The sequence below is a fragment of the Sporosarcina pasadenensis genome, assembly GCF_047228845.1.
GTDB lineage: Bacteria > Bacillota > Bacilli > Bacillales_A > Planococcaceae > Sporosarcina.
Genome location: NZ_JBFEGM010000002.1, coordinates 211446 through 234166, shown reverse-complemented (window position 1 = coordinate 234166; position 22721 = coordinate 211446). Strand labels below are relative to the sequence as shown.

Below are 22721 nucleotides of genomic sequence, written 5' to 3'. Positions count from 1 at the left end.
GGTGCCAGCTTTCAGCCTGTTGGCAAACGCTCGCATCCGTTGTTGCTCGTCTCGCTCGTCCGCTCATGAATTTAAGTTCTATTCGCGTCTTCGCTCCACTTCGCGCCTAGGATGACAAGCGTTTTCAATCAGGCTGAGGAAATCCCTATGCATCGCTGCTTTCCCTCAAAAAAACCTCACATGAAGAAATTCTCTTCCCCGATCCGATCATATAATCCACTCTTTTTGAACAAAGAAAGCTTCTGCTTCGGTAATTTCTTTATAATGATTCTCACATTCTTTTTACTAGCATTATCCAATAATGCAGATAGCGCAGCTTCACCTGTTGCGTCAATCATCGATAGATGCTCCAAATCCAAAATGATTTTAGCTGTTCCCGTTGAAAGAAGATCGGGCATCTTGTCTTCAAACACCTTTGCGGTACCGAAAAATAACGGTCCTTCAATAATGAATTTGGATACATCCTCTCCGAACTTATGAATCTCTACATCGGAAAGTTTTTCTGTCGCAAAATGGAGTTTGCCACTCATTTTTCGCAGGAAGGAAAGTGCGGCCAACAGGATCCCGACTTGGACAGCTACTGTTAAATTAATGAAGATCGTGAGTTGAAATGTCGTGAGCAGCACAATCGAATCGCCCGATCTCACAGACAAAATATGAACGAAAGCTTTTCTCGCACTCATATTCCAAGCGACAAACATTAAAATAGGCGCCATCGAAGCCAATGGAATGTAGGATGCGAATGGAGCGAACACCAAAATGAACAACAATACGAAAATGCTCTGCACCATGCCTGAAACCGGGCTGACTGCGCCTGATCGGATGTTGGTCGCTGTACGCGCAATCGCGCCTGTCGCGGGAATGCCCCCGAATAACGGCGAAACGATGTTAGCGATTCCTTGCCCGAACAGTTCTCGCTTCGAATCATGCTTCGGTCCTTCTTTCATTCCGTCTGCAACGACTGCCGACAATAGCGATTCGATCGCCCCGAGTGCAGCGATGATCAATGCCGGCTGCCAAAGGCTCACGAGTTTGGAAAGTGTTATTTGAGGAAATTGAAAGCCTGGCAATGTTTGCGGGATACCGCCGAAAGCTGTGCCGATCGTTTCCACTTTTCCTGGATAGAACAAAACAGATAATAATGTTGGAATTAAAAGGGCGAAGAGCAGCAACGGAAGTCGAGGGGCGACTTTCGGCAAGATGAAGATCAAGGCCAATCCAATCATTGCGGTGAGCACACTATAGACATTCACCGTATGGAGGTGCTTGGCGACATCTATCATGTTTTCATGAAAGAATTCCTTGCTTTCCAATCCCGAGAGGCCGAGGAAGTTCCCGAACTGCCCTGTGAAAATAATAATAGCAATTCCCGAAGTGAACCCGATCGTTACGGAACGGGGGACGAAATGAATGAGATTGCTAATGCCTGCAAAGCTCATGATGACGAGGAAAATACCGGCGAGAAACCCTGCTATCAATAGATCTTGATAGCCGTATTGAAGGACGATCGCAAGAAGGATCGGGATGAAAGCACCTGTCGGACCGGCAATTTGAAAACGGGATCCACCTAAGAGGGCGACGATAAAGCCGGCGATGATCGTCGTATACATTCCATACTCCGGTTTGACGCCCGAGGCAATTGCAAAAGCCATCCCGAGTGGAATGGCTACGATACCGACAGTAATCCCAGAAAGCAAATCTTTCCGGAATCCGGACGCATTATAATCAATAAAACGTTGGTCTTTGAACATGGCGGTCACTTCTTCCACAATATTTGTAAAAAGATTCTCTCTCTTCATTATAAGCGACAAAAGCACTACTGGCAAGGGGGGAGCTAGTTTCAAAACGCCGCCGCATCAGTCGCGGATATGGCGTTTTGCATATTTTACGAGCTCGGTTTCCTTCAACACAATGCGATCATATCCCATTCGTCGCACTAGCTTTGTAATATGCGGCTGCTCGACCCGTGCAAGCCGCAAAGCTTCCTCTTGCGCAAAAGCTTCACGTGTTGGACCGTCGAAGAGCATCTCTCCATTGCTGAAAATAATTGTCCGGCCGAACGTCTCCGCTACGAAATCCATATCATGCAAAATACAGATGACAAGCTTGCCCTTTTCATAAAGCGAATGGATAATTTCCTTCACTTTTGCTTTCCCGCGGAAATCTTGCCCCATTGTCGGTTCGTCGAAAACGACGATATCCGTATCCATGGCGAGTATTGATGCCATCGCAACCATCTTCCGCTCTGCAAGGCTCAAGTCATAGGGATTCTCCTCTTCTTTATCCGCAAGCCCGACAAGTGCAAGCATCGCTTTTGCATTGGTCAACGCTTCCTCATAGGATTGGCCGATGTTCAATGGGCCGAACATCACCTCGTCAATCACTTTATGCTTGAAAATTTGATCGTTCGGATTTTGGAAGATGAGTCCGATTCGGCTTGCCTGTTTAGCAGCCGTCGTTGCTGAGGTCGACTCTCCGTTCAGTAAAATCTCACCGGAATCCGGTTTCAACAGTGCCTTCAATAATTTCACAAACGTCGTTTTCCCTGCTCCGTTCTGCCCGATGATCGCGATAGGCTCGCCGCACAAGTGGACGTTCAAACCGCGAATGACGTCCTGTCCTTTTTCATAGCCGAAATGAAGATTCCGGACAATGAGTTCAGCGGTACTTCTGTCCTCCAACTCGGTATCAACCGAGCGTTGAATTTCTCGTTCCATCGGCATTTCCTCCAAGGAAATCGGGTAAAGTCCTGTCGCTTCATCCCGCAATCCGAGAGTGCGTGCGATTTTCACATACATAGGAGGATCGACGCAGAATTTATTCAAGTCATCCCTGGAAAAGACTTCTTTAGGCTTTCCATCCTGAATCAATTTGCCGTCATGCATCAGTAGAATCCTATCTGCATATGCCGCAAGCTTCTCCATTTTTTGCTCCACCATAATGATTGTCATACCGCCATCCGCCAATTTATCAACGACGCGGAACACTTCCTCCGCACCTTGCGGGTCGAGCTGGGAAGTCGGTTCATCGAGAATGAGGATGTCGGGTTCCATGGCGATGACGCTTGCAATGGCGACCCGCTGCATTTGTCCGCCGGATAATGAGAATGGATTCTGGGTCTGCAACTGTTCAATATCGAGCAACCGCATACTTTCACGGATCCGCTCATGCATGACATCACGCGGCACTCCTTGATTCTCCAAGCCAAACGCGATTTCATCATAGACAGTGAACTTGGCGCCGGTCATTTGCGAAAAAGGATTTTCGAAAACGAGTCCGACGTTTGCCGTTATGTCGCTAATCTCATGTGATAAAACATCCATGTCGTTAATATACACATCGCCTCCATAAGCCCCTTTGAAAAAGTGGGGGACGAGTCCGCTCAGCGCATAGCATAACGTCGTCTTCCCAGATGTATTCATGCCGACAATCCCAATGAATTCACCTTTTTCCACTGTGAATGAAATATCATCAAGTGCAAAACGTGAGCTTTCAGGATATTTATATTTCAAGTTCTTCACACGCAATAAACTCATGAAATCACCCTCCAAATGATGACAGCCAAAAAGAAGGCGATCAATGCGATTCTAATCGGGACTCTGAAACGGTAGTTTTCCCGCTCATACAAATACGTCCGTTTCCCTTTGGCATTAAAACCCCGTATTTCGAGTGCAATCGACCGCTCACGTGTTTCCGTAAGTGAATTAAGGACGACTGGCCCAAGGAGGGGGAGGAACGATTTGAGTCTCATCCATACTCCGCCTTCCGTCTCCATGCCGCGAGCCCGTTGCGCATCCGTTATTTTGCCAGTCAAGGCGACCATTTGCGGTATGATTTGCAACACCGACAACAGCACATAACCGAATTTCGGAGACATGCCTTTTTGAAGCAGAGCCTCGACAAGGTCATCCGGCTTTGTCGTCAAAATGAGCACTCCGAAAGAGGCGACCATATTGACGACGCGGAGCGTAATCAGAAGTGCGATGGAAAAGCCTTCTTTGTAAATTTGAATCGGACCGACTTGAAACAGGACCGTTGCCCGATCGGGATGAAAAAATCCTTGGACGATGATGATTGATGCGATTAAAAGGAAACTCACCCCGATCACCGGCACAATGTATTTGATCACTTTGCCGGCGAGCAAGATGAAAAGCGTGAACAGGAGGATTCCGAAGACGACGAGATGATCTGCAATGATATATGTCGATGCGATGGAAATAAATACGAATAAGAGCTTTGTCAACGGATCCACCCGATGAATCAGTGAATCCCTTTGTACGTACAATGTCATGTTGTTCATTCAAAACCCTCCTGCAGGCAGTACTTATAACCTTTCAATCTCTCCTCGGTTGTCATACATAAGCTTCACATTTTTTGGCAACCCTTTGAAGATCAAGAAACTGAGCAGCACGGTTACCACTTTGTCGGGCACATCAACAACGATGCTATCCGCAAACGAAGCAAGCCATAGCGGCATGTCTTTTGCAAGCATCGTAGCAAACAATGCATCTCCCCACACATTTCCAGTTGTCCCTTCCCAGAACATAATATTGAGAGGAGTCGAGACGATGGCTGCAATGAAACCAACGACAAGACCAAGGACAATTGCTTTACCGATGTTGGAAATCCACCCTTTATAAGCCATGATTCCGGTGACGATACCAATGACGGCTGAGGTGATCGCATACACAAAAGAGATAGGACTTGTCGTAAAGCCGTAGACGATATTATTCACGACACCGACGATAGCACCGACAATAGGTCCCGCAAGCATACTCGCTAACACAGTTCCGATGGAGTCGACCCATAATGGTAACTTCAATACGTCTGCAAACAATTTGCCTAAGAAGTTGATGCCGACCGCAACCGGAATGAGCACAAACGCAGCCGTTGAAAACTGCAATGACCACATACGCCTCTTTTTCATTTCTATTCTCCTTTTTCTTTGTAATCAAGATGAGTGTCAAGACACATGACTATACTAATCCATTCTGAGGAAATAGGGAAGTGGTTTTTGAGAAAAGATACCTATTTATCTTATCTTATGCCTAGTAGAGGTTTTAGGTATAAGAAAAGACCAAGAGAATACGTATGAGTCTCTTGGTCTAGGTGTAGGTTATTTAACTGATTGAAGTTGGGTGAAGCGGGTGAAGCCGACAAATTTATCTTTCCAGTAGGCGGAATCAATTGTCGAAATTTCAACTTTTTTCGTGCCTGCATGGATGAACTTTCCGTCCCCTACATAAATGCCTGCATGTGAAATGCCGCTGCGATACGTATTTTCAAAGAAGACAAGATCCCCCGGAACCGGCTCGTCCACAGGATGTGAATTGATGAACATGCTGACTGTGTCCAATCTGGGCATTTTAAGTCCAGCATTCGTGAATACATAATAGATGAATCCGCTGCAATCGAACCCTTCAGGTGTGACGCCTGCCCAAACGTATGGTGTGTCGAGTAGAGGCATTGCAACTTCCACAGAAGCAACTTGAATCTCTTTCGCTGTTTTCGACAGGTTCGTCAAAAAGGGCTTGTCCTTCTCTACTACAGGTTTGAAGAAGCTCGTAGATGAAGTTTGTTTTGCGGTAGTCAAGTTTTTATTGATTTCTGTCATGCTCGCGTCATTCTGTTTGTCGTATTGCTTTATGTCAGATGGTTTCTTTACAAGCAAATTTTGAGAAACTTTTATCGTATCTGAAGTAAGGTTGTTCATTTTCTTCAATTCGTCTACAGTCAGCTTATGCAGGGAAGCGATTTTCCAAAGTGAATCACCTGTTTTGACAGTGTATTGTTCAGTGGCGGCTTCCGCATTGCCTGTTGCGATGAATGTCGCAAAAGCAACAGTGGCCATCACTGAAAAAACTTTCTTTTTCACGCATATTTCCCCCTCTTAGACAAATATCTATGATTCTATATTACTTGCAATCCAATAGTAATACAAGAGGGAGAAGGGTGGCGAAAATTGAGTTTTGTTGAAATGGAAAAACCGCCGTTCTGCTGAGGGCAAAAGGCGGTAGTAGGTCAAACTATTAAAATGTATACTGCTTCAATAAATTCTCAAGCTTCAATGCAAGCCCGATATTGCCTTTCACTTTCAGTTTCCCCATCATGAAAGCGGCTGTGGAATTCAAGTTGCCGCCGAGTAATTTTTTGAAATCGCCGACACTCATCTTCAATGCACAATCAACTTCGCCAGGGTCTCCACGGAATGTTTCCGCATCGCCGTCTGAGAACTTCAACCCGTACATGCCGCCGTCTTCACCGGACAAATCGAATGAATATGACGCGTTCATCCCCTCAATAGGTCCTTTATTAGCGCTCAGCCGCGCATCAATTTCATTCCAAATTGAATCCATTGTCATCTTTTCCAAATCCATTAGAAAACGCCTTCTTTCCATTTTATGAGTGATTATTCATTCATTATAGCATTATTGCGAAGAAAGGAATAATAGAAAAAAATATGCTATTCCTCAATAAACATTGAGTTATGTCGATAGAAAGGGGTAGAAGAAATAATAGGTAGAAAGGGGTTGTATACGTCCGATGAATCGTTCTCAAGAAGAACTCAATATGATCTTGGAGGAACTCCAAAAGAAACAAGAATTCATATTTACGCAGGCGAAGCAGTCGGACCTTTCACGACAATCGATTGCCCCTGTCTTAGAAGAGCTATGCATTCGCATTTCAAAAATAATGGCGTGCGATCGAGTGAGTATTTGGTTGTTCAATGAAAATCGAACGAGCTTGACTGCACAAAATTTATTCAATAGAAGCAGATCTTCCCATACGTCTGGAGAAGTGATCAATGCCGAAGAGTTGCCGTCATATTTCGAGGCGGTTCAACAAGAACGGATTTTAGCGATATCTGACGTTGCAACGGATCCGGCGACGAAAGAATTGACGCAGCATCCGTCTTACGATGATGGGGAAGTGAAATCGCTCATTGACGCTTCGATCATCTTAAGCAAGGGGATTGGCGGTGTTGTCTGCTGTGAATCAACCACGCCGCGAAACTGGAAATACCTTGATAGAGTCCTTGCAGCATCTATCGCAGATATGCTTTCCTATATTTTCGACCGACTTGAACGCATTGAAGTGGAGGAACATGTCCATAAGCTTGCCTACACCGATCTATTGACCGGGCTCGACAATCAGTATTCATTCACTGAAAAAGCGATGAAGCAAGTTCAAACGTTTGAAGAGGGGCAGCGGGGCGTCTTCGTGTACCTCGTCATGGATCAATACACCGATATACAAGGCGTAATGGGGCCTGACGGAGCCAATGAAATGCTCAAAATTACAGCAAACCGATTGAAGAGACTGCTACCGTATCCTGTCCAAATCGCTCGATTGGCATTCGATCATTTCGTCATTTTTTCCCCATTTGAAGGCAAATTGGAGCGTGAAATGGCCAGAATGGAGCGGGTTATCAATCGGTTAAAGCACCCAATGCACCTAAGCGGGCAGGAAGTGTATATGACGTTCAGCTATGGGGCTTCTGTTTATCCCGAGCATGCAACGAACGTGAAAAATGGAATTCAGGCGGCTTATATGGCGTTGCAATCAGGAAAAGAGGCATCGATCCGGAAGACTGGCAGCCTCTACAATCCCGGGATGCATACATACTTGAAAGAGACGATGCTCTCTGAAATGAACTTGCGAAGGGGCCTCGATTTGAATGAATTCAAATTGCACTATCAGCCGCAAGTGATTTGCCGGACGGGAGAAGTGAGCGGTTTTGAAGCGTTGATACGTTGGCAGCATCCGGAACGTGGCCTCATTTTCCCAGGAGAGTTTATTGAACTCGCCGAGTCGACCGGACTTATCACTCCGATCGGAGAATGGGTCATTAAGCAAGCGGTCAACCAAATCCGTGACTGGAAGGAGCAAGGGTTGAAAAATGCGACGGTGTCAGTGAATTTGTCACCAAGGCATTTCCTTCATCACAATCTCCCGTCCTATTTGGATCAATGCGTCAAAGAAGCGAACATCAAACCGAAAAGCATCATGCTGGAAATTACGGAAAACGTTGCAATGGAAGATACGGATGCCGTCGCCAACAGGATTCATCTGTTAAAAGAGATGGGTTATTCCGTTGCCATCGATGACTTCGGGAAAGGGTATTCCGCATTTATTTACTTGCAACATTTCCCGATTCAACAAATAAAAATCGATCGGCAGTTCATCAATGGACTAGGAAATGACCCGAAAAGCTCCGGCATCGTCCAGACGATCATCCATCTCGCAGAAATGCTTGGCTTGCAAACAATAGGTGAAGGCGTCGAAACGAAGCAGCAATGGGAGATTTTAAAAGAGTTTGGCTGCTCCGAGCTGCAAGGGTTTTATTTCAGCAGACCGGTTCCTGTCGATGAAATCAATGAAATGATTCGCAAATATGGACGAGGCGGAAAACTGCTTCTTCCTTCTGTGTTGTAAATATGAAAAGCCTTACGCAACGGAGAATACCGATGTGTAAGGCTTTAATAATTATCGTCTAGACTTCGGGCGCTGAAGGATGCCTTAATTTCTGCAAAAACCGCAGAAATACGGCAAATCGAACCCTTCGCAGTTCGATTGGCTCGGGGTCATATGTCAAAGCTGCTCTGTGGCGAAGTTCGCCACGCCACGTCTTCGCCTTATGCCTGTCGCCTCTAGGCAGGCGCCCTTCGCTTTTGTTACCGCCCTATCGGCCAATCAAACGGCAATGAGCCAGGCGGGGAGTGCTTCAGGATGTCGATGACCGGGATTGTGTAGGCAAAGAGGATGAGAGCAATCGTAATCCCGATCCATAAATACCAGTTCTCCAAAATTTTCGGAGTCGGGTCGGCATCCACTTCTTCTTCCGCAATCGGAAATTCCTCTACGCCGCGTGGTGCGAAAAACGCGAGTTGGATGAAAATATAGATCATCAGGATAATCCCGATGAATAGGATTGTTCCGCCAATCGCTTGCGCCACTTGGTAGCTGATCCATGTGCTGACCTGCTCGCCGCCAGCATAATTTGAGAAGTCGGAGCGTCTCGGACCGCCAAGAAGACCTTGGATATGCATTGCTGCCGACATGATCGTCATCCCGACAGTCCAAATGATCGTCTGGATGATGCCGAGCTTATTCAACTTCGGTGTTAACCGTCTTCCCGTCAAATGGGGGACGAGCCAATAGGCGATACCGAAGAAGGTTAAGATGACTGTTGTCGCAGCCGTCAAATGGAAGTGTCCTGTCACCCAGATCGTATTATGGATGAGCGTATTCATTTGGTGGGAAGCGTTGACGATACCGCCGGCTCCGCCGGGAATGAATGCGACCATGCCGATGAACGGCGCAAGGAAACGGACGTCCTTCCAAGGCAAATACTTAAACCAGCCGAAAAGCCCTTTATGTCCTTTTCGACGGCCTGTAATTTCAAATGTTGCAAAGATGGAGAACGCCGTCATCAACGTCGGAATGACAACCATGAATGTCAGGACAACTTGGATGAATTTCCATGTAGGATCGATTCCCGGCTCCGTCAATTGGTGATGGAAGCCGACCGGAATCGAGAACATGAGCAATAGAATGAATGACATCCTTGCAAGGGAGTCGCTGAACAATTTTCCGCCAATAATTTTCGGGATGATTGCATACCATGCCATATATGCAGGCAACAGCCAGAAATAGACGAGCGGATGGCCGAAATACCAGAACAGCGTACGGCTCAGCAAAACGTTGATCGTAGCCGCGTAACCTAACGACCAAGGGATGAATTGGACCAAGACGGATGTAGCTACGCCGAGTGAAGCGATGAACCACATTGCCATATTGATGACGACCATGAATGCGAGCAATGGAGATTTCTGTCCCGGATTCGCTTTCTTCCAGACGTACAGCTGACGGAAGTTGACGAACACGGCAATCCAGCTGCCGACGATGACCAATGCCAACCCGATGTAAAATGCAGCGTGCGCACGCAACGGAGCATAGAATGTGTACAGTACGTTCGCTTGGCCGACTAGAATAGTCGTAGCAGCCATAATTGTGCCGACGAGCATGGTCCAAAACGCAATCCATGCCCATTGACGTTGTTTATCAGATATGCCGACCGTTTTCCCCATAAGGGAAAATTGGAAGCCGACAATGAAAAACGTAGTTAACACTAACCCAAGAATGACGCCGTGCACAGTTAAAATCGTGTAGTAGTTAATCCCGAATGGCAAATGGAATTGTCCGGAGCGGGACAGTGTCTGCAACAGCCCCATGAGACCGCCGATCAGCAATGCCGCGAATGTCACATGCATGAACGACATATAGAGTCGGGCATCACCCTTCGAAAACAGGTAGTTTTTCAGCATTATTCATACACCTCCACAGTTGCGAACATTTGATGGTGGCCGATTCCGCAATACTCATTGCAGACGACTGTGAATTCACCTGTGTTTTTCATGACCGTTTCAAGCCTGCTCACATGCCCCGGCTCGACCATCATGTTGACATTCGTGCCTGCAACTTGAAAGCCGTGCACGACGTCCTTAGTAGTGATCTGGAATAAAACAGTGGAACCTTTTGGTATGCGGATCTTCTTGACAGCCTTTCCGTCCGCATCCGTGCCGAAGTCGTAGTTAAATGCTGAAGCGACGATGTTGACGGTATATTTTCCTTCAGCCACTTCACGAAGACCGAGGTTTTCCGGTTTGAAAGATTCATGCGCCTCGACGTTTTGCGGATCGATCGTTTCGATGTGGCTCATTGGATGTGTCCCTTTCCAGAAAGCTGCGAAACCGATAATTAATAGAAAGAGTGCGAGAGATCCCAGTCCGAATGTGAGCCAGATCTTTTCGTATTTATGCAAATGCATCGTTTTTCCTCCTAACAAGTCTTATTATCTAGATAAAAAAAGTGCGTAAAGTCCGAACCATGTCACTAGGATGAAGACACCTAACAGCATGACTGAGATGAAGGTCCCTTTCAGATTGATTCCGGTATGAGGATTGCCGGATTGGTGTTCGGGACGATTCTTTGAATTGCCTGTAGCCATACCTTCCACCTCCTGCATTGAAGTTTCGTTTCTCATACTTTTATCATAAGCACGGTGGGAAAATAGAGAATTAGGGAAATCCCTATGATTCTCAAATTCAGGAAAGAGTCCACATTTTGTTCACATTGCTTTCAATAATTAGACATATACGTCAGCGGATAAGAAATGCGTTTTGGAAGAAGAGAAAAGGGAATAGAAGTGTGGTCGACCTTTTTGTGAAAATTATTCTTTTATTTGACCATACTGTTTTTGGAAATTACAATTAGACAGTAAACCAAATCTATAATGAAAGTCGGTTGAGAAAGATGGAAAAAGTTAACCTTATTCAAGTTGAAAGCCCTGAAAAAGGAGCTGAACGCTTTTTTAAGTTGATAAAAGAAGAGCTTGAGCATGATCGACTTCATGTGCTTGGATTGGCAACAGGAAGTACGATGATCCCCGTATACAAAAGATTGACGGAATCGGAGCTGGACTTTTCGGATGTGACGACATTCAACCTCGATGAATATGTCGGCTTGCCTGCATCCAGCCCGAATAGCTATGCATATTTCATGAAAGAGCATTTATTCAATAAAAAGACATTCAAAGAAACGAATATACCGGACGGCATGGCAGAGGATCTGGAGGAAGAGTGCAGACGCTACGAGCAAGCATTGCAAGACGCAAAACTCGACATTCAATTACTAGGCGTCGGCGAAAACGGCCATATCGCGTTTAATGAACCGGGTACTCCGAAAGATTCCGTCACACACGTCGCAAAATTGACAGAATCGACACTCGGCGTGAACAGCCAATACTTCGAAAACGACGAGAAGATTCCTAACACTGCATTGACGATGGGAGTGGCCTCCATCATGAGCGCCAAGAAATTAGTCCTGCTTGCATTCGGAGAGAAAAAACGCCCAGCCATTACAAAAGTGCTCGAAGGCAAAATCGATCCCGACTGGACGATCACATACCTCCTTGAACACGACGATGTTACAATTATTACAGACTTGGAATTTTAATGAAAAGCCGCATCCTTTAAAATAGGGTGCGGCTATTTTTATGGGGAGAAAGATGACAGGAATGTTTCAAACGAATAATAGTAAGAGTTTTTGTAATCTTTCTGTTACCGAACTGTAATGTTGGACGAGCATAGTACATGGTAAAGTAATCTCAGATAAAGAATTCAGATAAATATAAATTCGGGGGATCATATGAGAATACTATTACGCATGCAAAAGTCTTTTGCTTATTTGGCAATTGTCTTTGTATTATTGTTCGCACCATTCATTGGTCAAGCTGAAGCGTCATCATCCGACACGGCTTCAATTTCAGAAACGGCTTCGAGCCTGGTAGGCATAAAATATGCTTATGGCGGCACAACGACAGCTGGCTTTGATTGTTCCGGATATGTAAATTATGTCTTCAAGCAACATGGCATTAATTTATCCCGCACTTCATCCGGTATGTACGCATCCGGAACAAAAGTCGACAAAAGCGATCTTGAAGAAGGGGATCTAGTATTTTTCAATACATCTGGCAAAGGGGTTTCTCATGTCGGTATCTATATTGGCGATGGCGAATTCGCACATTCATCTTCATCCAAGGGCGTCAGCATCGCCAAGCTCAACGATCCTCATTACTGGGGCAAGCGCTACGTCGGAGCGAAGCGCATAACGGGCTCCAGTGACGTTGCATTTAATAATTGATAAACAACCATTTCAATCTAAGACGGGTTCCATTGGAAATCCGTCTTTTGATTTTCTTGGTTCTCTGCTTAGCACTATCATCCCATAGAAAAATGACTGTAGACAAACACCATGAATTTTGATGTTTGCTTACAGTCTTTTATCTTTTAAAATATGTTAAAAATAGAAAAGTTGATTTCCACTACGGTCGGACGCTTTCCGCGGGCACGGCTTCAGCCGCTTCCCTCGCTGCGCTCAGTCCAGGGTCTTCAGCTCGTGCTGTTCCCGCAGGAGTCGCCTACCTCCGCTCCAATCAACGGTGTTTCCTATAAAATGAATGAGGTGATGGATATGATGACGAAGAATCAAATTAATGAACGTGAACAATTGGAAATACTGACTATAGGTCAGTTACATTGTCACTTCAGGAAATGTTGTTCACGACAGTCATATGCTTGAACCGCTAGTCCCGAAGGTCATCGACCAGGTGGGACGCCCAGTCGTCGTTGCCGCTGATGCAGCTTACAAGACACCAGCTATTGTGAATTTCCTTTTAGAGAGTAACGTTCTTCCTGTACTTCCGTAGAAACGACCAATGGAAAGAGAAGGCTTCTTTAAAAAACATGAGCATGTCTATGACGAGCATTTCGACTGTTATCTCTGTCCCGAAGGACAGGTTCTTACATAACGAACAACAACTAAAGAAGGTTATCGCCAGTATGCCACAGTTCCTTCTATGTGTGCTACATGTCCAGTGATTGATGGTTGTACGCAGAGCAAGAATCACCAAAAGATGATCCACGTCACATCTGGCAAGATTACTTGAATGTAGCAGAGGACTTGCGACATAACTATGAGATTAAAGAAATATATGGGCGGCGCAAAGAGACGATTGAGCGTGTCTTTGCCGATGCCAAAGAAAAGCATGGCATGCGATGGCCAACCCTAAAGGGTCTAAAAAACTGTCCATGGACGATGCTGACTTTTGCTACTCTTAATCTTAAGAAGCTGGCCAGTTGGACATGGAAAACGCCGGCTGAAAGCGTTGCTTGAATGATGCCGATGACCTAAGGGACATCCAGTTGATTGGAGTGCAGGGCGGCGACTCCTGGGGGATCAGCGCAGCGTGAAGACCCCGCAGGAAGAGCCGTTACGACGAACGGCTCTTGCGACTAAAAGCGTAGCGTTAGGAGCAGCCTGGTGCCTTAATTTCTGCATAGTTCGCAGAAATACGGCAAAGCGAACCCTTCGCTGTTCGCTTGGCTGAGGGCAAGCCCCCCGGAAAGCGTCCGCCCGGAACGGAAATCAACGTCGCGTCAGTCTAATGTTTTTGCATCAATGCGCCTAATAAAACAAAAGGGATGAGAATCAATTCGATTTCCATCCCTTTTGTCTATGTCTGAAGCCGCGAAATTCGCGGCTTTTTTGTTCTTACATTATTGTGGTACACGGATTGTCCAGCGTGAGAAATCCGGATTTTCTTTTTGGACCATTTCTTTCGGATAAATGAACGTCCATGGCTTCGATGTATTCGCTTTGACGGAAAGCGGCGCAAGATCGAATGAGCCGCGTGCGACGATTTCACCTGTCGCATCGACTAGTTCCAATGGTAGCTTTTCAATATTGATCTGTTTCGAGTGGCCGTTGCGGATGAAGATGGATGCTGCGATGCTTCCGTCTTCCTGCTTCTTCACTTGGAAACCGGCGAAGTTCACTTCACGTGGCTTCAGTTTCGGCATGTTTTCAACCACTTTTTCAAGCGCCTCTTTTTGCTCAGCAGTCAAGCCGTCTTCCCAAGCCTGTTCAAGCTCAAGCTTATGAGGCACCATCGATTGAACATTGAAAGCAAGCTTCCAGTTTTCTGCAGGTGGCTCTTCAGCAAAGATATTCTCTTTAGTGAAAACGAATACCCATGGGCGTGCGCTTTTACCAGGGATGTCGCCTAATTCCTTCAGGTCGAATTCCTGAGATGCAAGCGTTTTGCCTTCCGCGTCAAGCAACATTAACTCGACGGAGCCGACAGAAATCGACTGCTCCAATGATGAACGGAAAAATGATTTGACAAGCCAGCTGCCATTTGCCGGTTCGACATCGATGTCGATTCCGGAAAGGGAGATCTGGTTCGGCTTTAAAGGTTCCAGTTCATTTGCAAGGAAGCGGAAAACGTATTCCTGCTCTTGCGAAAGTGCCCACTCGGGATGAAGTGAAAGTGTCGTTTCGACTTCATCCGTACCATTGGACTGTGCACTGCCTTCTAGAATTTCTTCGGAATCAACCGTGCTGTCTCCACCCGTTTTTTCGGTTTTCTTAAATAAGTTGAAAAGTTTCATGATTGTTGGGCCTCCTGTTGTTGTGAAATAAGCTTCATAAAGCCGATAACTTCGGATCCGATATTCCGGCGCAATTTCTGATAGTGCGTAGCGAATAATTGCAAGCCTTCACGTTGATAAATACGCATCGGATCCTCTTGGCCGTATGACCGCAATCCGATCCCTTCCTTAAGGCGTGCCATAACATCCAGATGTTTCACCCACATCGTGTCGATATGGCTTAACATCACTTGCGGGATGATTTCATTAACCTGTTCATTATCGGCGAACGTATCGAGATAGGCAAACAGGTCGGCAACCGGCTCTTCATAAAACTTCAATATGTCGGATGGCTTTTCCAAATTGCGCGGAAGCGTGACCGTTTCCAGCAATATCCCGTTCATCGTGCCTTCAATTCGATCGAAATCGAAGTTCTCCGGTGTTTCATGTTCCGGACAGCTATCGTAGACGACGAATTCCACCGCCTCAGACATCATTGTCTTCAATTGATCGAATAGATTTTCGCGCTCAAGCACTTTATCCCGCAACGTATAAAGGACGCCGCGCTGATCATTGATGACGTCATCGAGTTTCAAATTGTATTCGCGCATCGCGAAATGTGCGCCTTCGACGATCCGCTGTGTACGTTCAGTCAACTCGTTCACATCAGAGTTTTGGACAAGGCCGTCTTCATCCACAACGACTTTCTTATTGAATTTCTCAAGGTCTTCCTTCGCAAAACGTTTGAACATATCATCTTCAAGCGAAATGAAGAATTGGCTTTCACCTTGGTCCCCTTGACGTCCTGAACGACCGCGCAGCTGGTTGTCGATCCGGCGGCTTTCGTGTTTTTCCGTTCCGAGGACGTATAGGCCGCCGAGGTCCTCGACACCTTCACCGAGCATGATGTCCGTTCCACGTCCCGCCATATTCGTTGCGACGGTAATATGGCCGCGTTGTCCAGCCTGGGAAATGAGATCCACTTCCTGCTCGACACTTTTAGCATTCAATAGATGATACGTAAGATTCTCGCGGTCTAAATATTCGGCGACTTTCTCGGATTGGAGAATGGAAGTCGTCCCGACGAGTACGGGTTGTCCATTTTTATGGCGTTTCGACACTTCTTTTGCAACGGCTTCGTATTTTTGCTCAATCGTCTGGAACACTTTGTCCGGCGAATCGATACGGGCACGAGGACGGTTCGTAGGAATTTGGATGACTTCCATGTTATACACTTCACGGAATTCCTTTTCTTGTGTCTTCGCTGTTCCCGTCATACCGCTAAGTTTTGGATACATCCGGAAATAGTTCTGAATCGTAATTTGCGCCTGGGCTTTATTCTCATCCGTGATTGGCAAGCCTTCCTTCGCCTCAATCGCTTGGTGAAGTCCATCGGAAAGAGTACGGCCTTCCATGATCCGGCCCGTGAACATATCGACAAGTTCGATCTTGTCATCTTTCACGATGTAATCGACATCGCGTTTGAAAATGACAAAGGCGCGAACAGCTTGAATCATATAATGATAGAGTGTTTGGTGCTCAAGTTCATAGAGATTGTCGATGCCGAACGCCTTCTCCACTTTCTCGATTCCTTCATCGGTAAGTGAAGTCGCTTTCGTTTCATCGTCAAAATCAAAATCAACGCCTTTTTTGAAACGCTTCGCGAGTCTAGCAGCGATGAAATGAAGATCTGGATCAGCTTGCATTTTGCCTGCGACGATTAACGGCGTTTTCGCCTCGTCGATTAGCACGCTGTCCACTTCATCGATGATGGCGAAGTGATACGGTCGCTGCACCTTTTGGGAAGTATGCTGGACCATATTGTCACGTAGGTAATCGAACCCGAACTCCGTTCCGACACCGTATGTAATATCAGCCATATAAGCATTCTGCTTCGCAGGCCCTTGCATCATCGGGACGTTCAAGCCGACCGTCAACCCAAGGAAACGGTGGATCTGGCCGATTTGGTCATAGTCCCGTCTTGCTAGATAATCGTTGACCGTAATAACGTGAACGCCTTTGCCTTCAAGCGCGCGCAAATAGGAGGGAAGGGAGGCGACAAGCGTCTTTCCTTCACCCGTCGGCATTTCCGCGATATTGCCTTCAGCAAGTACCATCCCGCCGATGAGCTGAACGTCAAAATGACGCATGCCTAATACCCGTTTCGATGCTTCACGGACGACGGCGAATGCGTCTGGAAGGATAGCCTGTACAGTTTCGCCTTCCTGGATCTGCACTTTGAACACTTCTGTCATATGGGCAAGTTCTTCATCTGATAACGTTTCATATTTCGATTCCAAGTCATTTATGTGTTGGACAACTTTGCGGTATTTGCGAAGTTGCCTTTCGCTCGTTTGATTTGAACGTTTGAAAATTGATAGCATATGATTGACGCTCCTTTATTCATCCTTCTATATAAGGATACGAATCTATTTTATCAAACTATAGACGAAAAGACTACCTTGTTAAGAAATTGTGCGCGCGAGTTAGGGATACTCATTCTTACAAAAGGGTAAGGTAGTTTTGAGTGCCTACTTTCACTAACTTGGGTGCTTTCCATTGACAGACGTGCTATAATACTTGTGGCTAACTAAATTATTGTTATTTACGGGGAGGAAGGACATGTTATTCCTTGCAATGGCTGCTGCATTCATAGCTTCCATCATACTGACTCCGCTTGTCATAAAATTCGCGTTCCGTATCGGGGCGGTTGATCATCCGAACTATCGGAAGGTGCATGCATCCGTCATGCCGCGTATCGGAGGGATGGCAATTTTCGGTGCATTCGTCATCGGTTATTTATTATTGCGCCCATCAGATGAGCATGCTGTCGGAATTCTTGTTGGAGCCATCATCATTATTGTCACAGGCTTCCTCGATGATATGCTTGAAATCACCGCCAAGGCGAAGCTGATCGGCCAATTGGCTGCAGCAATCGTCGTCGTTACATGGGGCGGTTTACAAATTGAAATGATTAACTTGCCGTTTTTTGGCGCATTTGATTTCGGCTATTTAAGTATCCCAATTACGATCATTTGGATCATTGGTATTACAAATGCTATTAATCTCATTGACGGATTGGATGGACTGGCGGCGGGCGTTTCTACGATTGCCCTTATTTCCATCACGGTCATGGCGATGATCATGGGCGAAATGTTTGTTGTAGCTACAGCTGCCATTTTGGCTGCAAGCTCACTTGGCTTCTTGTTCTTCAATTTCCATCCGGCGAAAATATTCATGGGGGATACGGGATCTTTATTCCTCGGGTATATGATTTCGGTGTTGGCGTTATTAGGGTATAAGAATGTCGCGATGATTTCTCTTATCATCCCGATCATCATACTCGGCGTTCCGATTTCGGACACATTCTTTGCAATCATTCGACGTGTGCGGATGAAACAGCCGATTTCAGCACCGGACAAATCGCACTTGCATCACTGCTTGTTGCGTGCGGGGTTCTCTCACCGTCAGACCGTCCTGATCATCTATGGACTGGCTATCCTCTTCGGTGTAGCAGCAGTACTGTTCTCTCAAGCAACTGTATGGGGCGCCATCGTTCTGATCGCCGTCATGCTCATTGCAATCGAGCTGTTCGTCGAAATCATCGGTCTCGCGGGAACGAATTACAGGCCATTATTGAACTTGGTCCGTATGATTGGAAAATAAATGAATGCTATACAGCAAAGGTGCTATGCGAAATTTCGCATAGCACCTTTTTTATTACAAAAAAACATCCCGCTGAAACGAATCAGCTGGGATGGTAAGTTTTAATTAATAATCATCGCTGCCTTCTGCAGTTTCATCAGCTGTTCCGATGACATTCGTGCTATCCGTTAAAGAGGATGAGTCCGGAATCAAGCCGAGATGGGCTTTCAACAGCTGACTCACATTCTGTAAATCACTCTCGTCCAACTGATAATAATATGGACCTTTCGACCAGTCGTCATAGCCTTTCAAATTGATTGAGTCAATTTTCGGCATGCCGCCTTTTGCATATTCCCAGAAAGAAGTCATTTCTTTGAACGTCATGTCGGTTTTCATATTCTCGCCGACAGCTTCGATGACGTCACCGTATTTTGTAATGGACTTCACTGACACCATTTCTTTAATGATTGCCTGCAAAATCATTTGCTGGCGTTTCCCGCGCTCGAGATCACTATCGAGTTTACGTGTCCGCGCCAATGCGAGGGCATGTCTGCCGTCAAGCACTTGCAATCCCTTTGTCAATTGAATCGTGTTTCTATCATTTTCATCTTTTTCGAGCCTATTATACGGAACTTCGACTTCGATGCCGCCCAGTGCGTCGACAACTTCAATGAACGCATTGAAGTTCATTTTCACATAGTAATCGATAGGGATATCGAGCATTTCTTCAACCGTTTCGATAGCCGCATGAGTCCCTCCATATGCATGGGCATGGGTGATTTTGTCCTTATACCCGATCTTTGGGATATAGACGTATGAATCACGCGGAATGCTTAGTATTTTCACTGATTTCTCTTCCGGATTGAATGTAGCGACGAGAAGGGCATCGGAACGGCTATAGCTGTCTCCTTGCATACGCGCCTCGCTGTCATCTACACCGATGAGGAGGACGGATACATTGTCCTTCGCAGGTTCTACTTTTGCTTCGCCCCTGAATTCGGATTTCTGTGTAGCGGGAACTGCTTCGTAAGCTCGATCGACTGCCTGTTCAGCTTGTTGCCGTAATGAAAGCCCATAGGCTGCAATCGCAAGCAAGGCGGTTAGCGAAACTAATAGCCCGATCTTAATTGCCAGCCGTGCTTTAGACGTCTTCTTTTTCATCTTTTTATAATCTCTTCTTTTCATAGCTTGTATAGGCCTCCACCATCGGCTAAGGAATCTCCCAAGCAGATTTAATGTTCCATGAAAAACGGAAAGTTGATGCGCAAATGTACAGAATCCCGCAAAATACACAATAAATCGTCAACTTTCATCATTATACTATTAATTTCCTTATCCGTATACTATTATTGCACGTCGAATTCAAGGAACGTAGTCGAGACTTCAGAAATTTCTGCTTGACCGTTCGTCAACTCGGTCATCCAACCGATGAACGTATCTATTTCCGCAATAGGAACATATAGGAGTAAACTGACGTCTTCTTCATATAGGATCTCTTCAAGTGGGTAAGGAGACTGCCTCGCTTCATTCTCAACTTTTCCAAGCCAAGTATAATCGATCGTCACTTTCATAAGCGCATGCAGCTTTCGTTCAACGACACCTGTCGCAGCAATCCCCTCGGTAGTGGCACGACCGTATGCGCGGATGAGACCGCCGCCGCCTAATTTGATGCCCCCGAAATAACGTGTCACGACAACGGCAGTATCTTTCAACCCTTGCTTCTTTAGTACTTCCAGCATGGGAAAGCCCGCCGTGCCCGACGGCTCTCCGTCGTCATTTGCCTTCTGGATATGATCGTGCTCGCCGATAATATAGGCTGAACAATTATGTGTTGCGGTATGATGCATCTTTTTAATGTCTTGAATGAAGTCGTTTGCTTCCTCCTCGCTCTCTACACGCTTGACGTATGTGAGGAATCTGGACTTCTGTATGACGATTTCACTTTCACCTGACAAATTGACTGTTTTATAATCTGCTCGCATTTGCAGCACTCCTATCACTTGTAATACAATCTTAATACGCAATTAGTTTTATGATGATATAATAATAAAGTGTATAAGGAATTATGGAATACTGCAACATTGCCTATGTATAGCTTTTTTCGCTTTTCAGAAGGGAGGGGTTGAGATGGCAGAGAAGACAGTGGATATCCAGGATTTGGAAAGAATATTCGATAATATGGTTAATGTGATGGATCAATCCAAAAATGACATTTTCACTATTAGTGAACAAAGCCGTCAAACCTTCCATGAGATGCAAACCGAACTGGTTATTATTAAAGAAGATATTTCCCGGGTAATCACTGAAGGGGATTACTTGGAAGATATGACTCGCCAATCTCGAAGACGGCTGGCAGATGTTTCCAAAAACTTCATGAACTATTCCGAAGAAGAAGTACGTCAAGCGTATGAAGTTGCTAACGATTTACTCGTCAGACTATCAATCAACCGTATGGAAGAAAAGCAATTGCGTGTAAGGCGGGATGAGTTGGACCGCCGCATTGCGGCCCTTTTGGAAACGATTGAAAGAGCGGATCACCTTGTCAATCAAGTGACAACGGTAATTACATATTTGACATCCGATTTGAAAAAGGTCGGGGAAGTGTTGGAAACTGCCCGACAAAAACAGGAGTTCGCCATTCAAATCATCCAGGCCCAAGAGGAAGAACGCAAACGACTATCGCGCGATATCCATGATGGTCCTGCACAGATGCTTGCCAATGTGCTGCTCAGATCGGGGCTTATTGAAAAGACGTTCAATGAAAGAGGCCCAATTGATGCCTTATCCGAACTGAATCAATTGAAAGAAATGGTCAGAAATGCCCTTCTTGAAGTGCGCCGCATCATCTATGATCTGCGTCCGATGGCATTGGACGACCTCGGACTGATTCCGACACTACGAAAATATTCTTCAACTGTCATGGAATATGAAAAAGGTGTCACAATCCATTTCATGAATAATGGAACGGAAAAGAGGTTGGAATCCAACATCGAAGTTGCGATTTTCCGGCTTGTCCAAGAATGTATAACGAATGCACTTAAACATGGAAAATCTAGGGATGTTTGGGTGAAAGTCGAATGGCTTCGTGATACAATGAATATTGTCGTGAAGGATAATGGTGTAGGGTTCGACCCGAATCAAACTAAAGATAAATCATTTGGCATTATAGGGATGCGGGAGCGCGTCGAACTGCTGAAAGGCGAGATGAAAATCATGTCGACAATTGGCAAAGGCACAACAGTATTATTCCGTATTCCGTTACATGAAAATATAATTGAATAGGGTATTGGGAGGGAATGACAATGACGAAAATTTTAATTGTAGATGATCATCAGCTATTCCGTGAAGGAGTTAAAAGAATCCTGGATTTCGAAGACTCATTCGAAGTAGTGGGAGAAGGGGACGATGGCAGCGAAGTGGTCGAGTTATACCGCCGCTTTGAGCCGAACGTCGTCTTGATGGACATTAATATGCCTGGCATGAATGGAGTGGAAGCGACGGAAGTCCTGAAAAATGAATTTCCGGAAGCGAAAGTGATCATGCTCTCCATCCATGACGATGAATCATATGTATCACATGCGCTGAAATCGGGCGCGCTTGGTTATATGCTGAAAGAAATGGACGCAGACGCAATTGTGCAAGCAATTAAAGTCGTTGCGGCAGGAGGATCTTATTTACATCCAAAAGTGACACATAATCTTGTGTCCGAATTCCGCCGTCTCAGCGAACGTGAACATAAAGGATCTTTCCAACAAAATGATATCCGCCGCCCGCTTCATTTATTGACGAAGCGCGAATGCGAAGTTTTGCAGCTGTTGACAGATGGGCAAAGCAACCGGACAATCGGGGAAACGCTTTTCATTTCCGAAAAAACGGTGAAAAACCATGTTTCGAGCATCTTGCAAAAAATGGGTGTCAACGACCGTACACAAGCGGTCGTCACAGCAATCAAAAACGGCTGGGTCGAAGTGAAGTAATGTTATTATAATAAGGACCTTCTATAGGAAGGTCCTTTCAGAATGTAGACAAAGTCGTTTTTTGACTTTGTCTACACTCAATTTTAGGGAAAACACGATAAATAGA

The 22721-nt window shown here is 45.6% G+C and carries 19 protein-coding genes and 1 pseudogene; 7 read left to right on the top strand and 13 right to left on the bottom strand.

From position 1 onward, the window contains the following. Window positions 1-176 precede the first annotated feature (176 nt). From AB1K89_RS04875 to AB1K89_RS04850, 6 genes are all read right to left on the bottom strand, one after another. A complete protein-coding gene (locus tag AB1K89_RS04875) occupies window positions 177-1751 on the bottom strand; it encodes a SulP family inorganic anion transporter (protein WP_413053667.1) in 1575 nt (524 codons plus the stop codon). Between the two features lie 105 nt (window positions 1752-1856). Next, a complete protein-coding gene (locus AB1K89_RS04870; protein ID WP_413053666.1) occupies window positions 1857-3536 on the bottom strand; it encodes an ABC transporter ATP-binding protein in 1680 nt (559 codons plus the stop codon). Next, window positions 3533-4300 carry an energy-coupling factor transporter transmembrane component T family protein gene (locus AB1K89_RS04865; protein WP_413053665.1) on the bottom strand — a complete coding sequence of 256 codons (768 nt, stop codon included), beginning with the start codon at window positions 4298-4300 and terminating at the stop codon, window positions 3533-3535. Before AB1K89_RS04865 ends, AB1K89_RS04870 begins: the two co-directional genes overlap by 4 nt. Before the next feature lie 24 nt (window positions 4301-4324). After that, window positions 4325-4927, bottom strand: coding sequence for an ECF transporter S component (locus AB1K89_RS04860; RefSeq protein WP_413053664.1), 603 nt, complete (start codon window positions 4925-4927; stop codon window positions 4325-4327). A gap of 189 nt (window positions 4928-5116) precedes the next feature. After that, the gene (locus AB1K89_RS04855; protein ID WP_413053663.1) at window positions 5117-5875 is read right to left on the bottom strand and encodes a C40 family peptidase; all 759 of its coding nucleotides are present in this window, start codon (window positions 5873-5875) and stop codon (window positions 5117-5119) included. A gap of 154 nt (window positions 5876-6029) precedes the next feature. Further along, window positions 6030-6377, bottom strand: coding sequence for an SCP2 sterol-binding domain-containing protein (locus AB1K89_RS04850; RefSeq protein ID WP_413053662.1), 348 nt, complete (start codon window positions 6375-6377; stop codon window positions 6030-6032). A 166-nt stretch (window positions 6378-6543) separates the two neighbouring features. Here AB1K89_RS04850 and AB1K89_RS04845 point away from each other — a divergent pair, with 166 nt between their 5' ends. Beyond that, window positions 6544-8436: a sensor domain-containing phosphodiesterase gene (locus tag AB1K89_RS04845; RefSeq protein WP_413053661.1), complete on the top strand. Its 1893-nt coding sequence runs from the start codon at window positions 6544-6546 to the stop codon at window positions 8434-8436. 239 nt (window positions 8437-8675) lie between these two features. On the opposite strand, the gene AB1K89_RS04840 is transcribed toward AB1K89_RS04845, so the two are convergent. From AB1K89_RS04840 to AB1K89_RS04830, 3 genes are read right to left on the bottom strand one after another with little or no spacing between them, the layout of a single operon-like run. Continuing rightward, complete coding sequence (locus tag AB1K89_RS04840) at window positions 8676-10328, bottom strand: b(o/a)3-type cytochrome-c oxidase subunit 1 (protein ID WP_413053660.1); 1653 nt, start codon at window positions 10326-10328, stop codon at window positions 8676-8678. Then, complete coding sequence (locus tag AB1K89_RS04835; RefSeq protein WP_413053659.1) at window positions 10328-10831, bottom strand: cytochrome c oxidase subunit II; 504 nt, start codon at window positions 10829-10831, stop codon at window positions 10328-10330. Before AB1K89_RS04835 ends, AB1K89_RS04840 begins: the two co-directional genes overlap by 1 nt. 24 nt (window positions 10832-10855) lie before the next feature. Beyond that, window positions 10856-11011 carry a cytochrome c oxidase subunit 2A gene (locus AB1K89_RS04830; RefSeq protein ID WP_413053658.1) on the bottom strand — a complete coding sequence of 52 codons (156 nt, stop codon included), beginning with the start codon at window positions 11009-11011 and terminating at the stop codon, window positions 10856-10858. Window positions 11012-11316: 305 nt separating this feature from the next. On the opposite strand from AB1K89_RS04830, the gene AB1K89_RS04825 reads away from it, so the two are divergent. From AB1K89_RS04825 to AB1K89_RS04815, 3 genes and pseudogenes are all read left to right on the top strand, one after another. Continuing rightward, window positions 11317-12018 carry a glucosamine-6-phosphate deaminase gene (locus tag AB1K89_RS04825; RefSeq protein ID WP_413053657.1) on the top strand — a complete coding sequence of 234 codons (702 nt, stop codon included), beginning with the start codon at window positions 11317-11319 and terminating at the stop codon, window positions 12016-12018. Between the two features lie 192 nt (window positions 12019-12210). Further along, entirely contained in the window at window positions 12211-12705 is a 495-nt protein-coding gene (locus tag AB1K89_RS04820) for a C40 family peptidase (RefSeq protein ID WP_413053656.1), read from the top strand. A 394-nt stretch (window positions 12706-13099) separates the two neighbouring features. Then, window positions 13100-13737, top strand: a pseudogene (locus AB1K89_RS04815) (transposase); the annotation flags it as partial. Window positions 13738-14120: 383 nt separating this feature from the next. Here AB1K89_RS04815 and AB1K89_RS04810 read toward each other — a convergent pair. Then, window positions 14121-15014, bottom strand: a complete 894-nt coding sequence (locus AB1K89_RS04810; RefSeq protein WP_413053655.1) for an accessory Sec system S-layer assembly protein — start codon at window positions 15012-15014, stop codon at window positions 14121-14123. Further along, window positions 15011-17377, bottom strand: a complete 2367-nt coding sequence (secA2, locus tag AB1K89_RS04805) for an accessory Sec system translocase SecA2 (RefSeq protein ID WP_413053654.1) — start codon at window positions 17375-17377, stop codon at window positions 15011-15013. Before secA2 ends, AB1K89_RS04810 begins: the two co-directional genes overlap by 4 nt. A gap of 238 nt (window positions 17378-17615) precedes the next feature. On the opposite strand from secA2, the gene AB1K89_RS04800 reads away from it, so the two are divergent. Beyond that, on the top strand, window positions 17616-18659 hold the full coding sequence (locus tag AB1K89_RS04800) for a glycosyltransferase family 4 protein (protein ID WP_413053653.1): 1044 nt from the start codon (window positions 17616-17618) through the stop codon (window positions 18657-18659). A gap of 105 nt (window positions 18660-18764) precedes the next feature. Here the strand turns inward: AB1K89_RS04800 and AB1K89_RS04795 are convergent, their stop codons facing one another. Further along, window positions 18765-19823 carry an LCP family protein gene (locus AB1K89_RS04795; RefSeq protein ID WP_413053652.1) on the bottom strand — a complete coding sequence of 353 codons (1059 nt, stop codon included), beginning with the start codon at window positions 19821-19823 and terminating at the stop codon, window positions 18765-18767. Between the two features lie 161 nt (window positions 19824-19984). Further along, window positions 19985-20620 (bottom strand): YigZ family protein, encoded by a 636-nt coding sequence (locus tag AB1K89_RS04790; protein WP_413053651.1) that lies wholly within the window; start codon window positions 20618-20620, stop codon window positions 19985-19987. A 145-nt stretch (window positions 20621-20765) separates the two neighbouring features. Here AB1K89_RS04790 and AB1K89_RS04785 point away from each other — a divergent pair, with 145 nt between their 5' ends. Next, on the top strand, window positions 20766-21920 hold the full coding sequence (locus tag AB1K89_RS04785; RefSeq protein WP_413053650.1) for a sensor histidine kinase: 1155 nt from the start codon (window positions 20766-20768) through the stop codon (window positions 21918-21920). Between the two features lie 20 nt (window positions 21921-21940). Further along, window positions 21941-22615: a response regulator gene (locus AB1K89_RS04780; RefSeq protein ID WP_413053649.1), complete on the top strand. Its 675-nt coding sequence runs from the start codon at window positions 21941-21943 to the stop codon at window positions 22613-22615. The last annotated feature ends 106 nt before the right edge of the window (window positions 22616-22721 follow it).

Excerpts from the sequence above, each read along its gene's own strand:
- AB1K89_RS04875 (WP_413053667.1), bottom strand. The coding sequence starts at position 1,751 with ATGTTCAAAGACCAACGTTTTATTGATTATAATGCGTCCGGATTCCGG.
- AB1K89_RS04870 (WP_413053666.1), bottom strand. The coding sequence starts at position 3,536 with ATGAGTTTATTGCGTGTGAAGAACTTGAAATATAAATATCCTGAAAGC.
- AB1K89_RS04865 (WP_413053665.1), bottom strand. The coding sequence starts at position 4,300 with ATGAACAACATGACATTGTACGTACAAAGGGATTCACTGATTCATCGG.
- AB1K89_RS04860 (WP_413053664.1), bottom strand. The coding sequence starts at position 4,927 with ATGAAAAAGAGGCGTATGTGGTCATTGCAGTTTTCAACGGCTGCGTTT.
- AB1K89_RS04850 (WP_413053662.1), bottom strand. The coding sequence starts at position 6,377 with ATGGATTTGGAAAAGATGACAATGGATTCAATTTGGAATGAAATTGAT.
- AB1K89_RS04845 (WP_413053661.1), top strand. The coding sequence starts at position 6,544 with ATGAATCGTTCTCAAGAAGAACTCAATATGATCTTGGAGGAACTCCAA.
- AB1K89_RS04840 (WP_413053660.1), bottom strand. The coding sequence starts at position 10,328 with ATGCTGAAAAACTACCTGTTTTCGAAGGGTGATGCCCGACTCTATATG.
- AB1K89_RS04835 (WP_413053659.1), bottom strand. The coding sequence starts at position 10,831 with ATGCATTTGCATAAATACGAAAAGATCTGGCTCACATTCGGACTGGGA.
- AB1K89_RS04830 (WP_413053658.1), bottom strand. The coding sequence starts at position 11,011 with ATGGCTACAGGCAATTCAAAGAATCGTCCCGAACACCAATCCGGCAAT.
- AB1K89_RS04825 (WP_413053657.1), top strand. The coding sequence starts at position 11,317 with ATGGAAAAAGTTAACCTTATTCAAGTTGAAAGCCCTGAAAAAGGAGCT.
- AB1K89_RS04820 (WP_413053656.1), top strand. The coding sequence starts at position 12,211 with ATGAGAATACTATTACGCATGCAAAAGTCTTTTGCTTATTTGGCAATT.
- AB1K89_RS04810 (WP_413053655.1), bottom strand. The coding sequence starts at position 15,014 with ATGAAACTTTTCAACTTATTTAAGAAAACCGAAAAAACGGGTGGAGAC.
- secA2 (WP_413053654.1), bottom strand. The coding sequence starts at position 17,377 with ATGCTATCAATTTTCAAACGTTCAAATCAAACGAGCGAAAGGCAACTT.
- AB1K89_RS04800 (WP_413053653.1), top strand. The coding sequence starts at position 17,616 with ATGTTATTCCTTGCAATGGCTGCTGCATTCATAGCTTCCATCATACTG.
- AB1K89_RS04795 (WP_413053652.1), bottom strand. The coding sequence starts at position 19,823 with ATGAAAAGAAGAGATTATAAAAAGATGAAAAAGAAGACGTCTAAAGCA.
- AB1K89_RS04790 (WP_413053651.1), bottom strand. The coding sequence starts at position 20,620 with ATGCGAGCAGATTATAAAACAGTCAATTTGTCAGGTGAAAGTGAAATC.
- AB1K89_RS04785 (WP_413053650.1), top strand. The coding sequence starts at position 20,766 with ATGGCAGAGAAGACAGTGGATATCCAGGATTTGGAAAGAATATTCGAT.
- AB1K89_RS04780 (WP_413053649.1), top strand. The coding sequence starts at position 21,941 with ATGACGAAAATTTTAATTGTAGATGATCATCAGCTATTCCGTGAAGGA.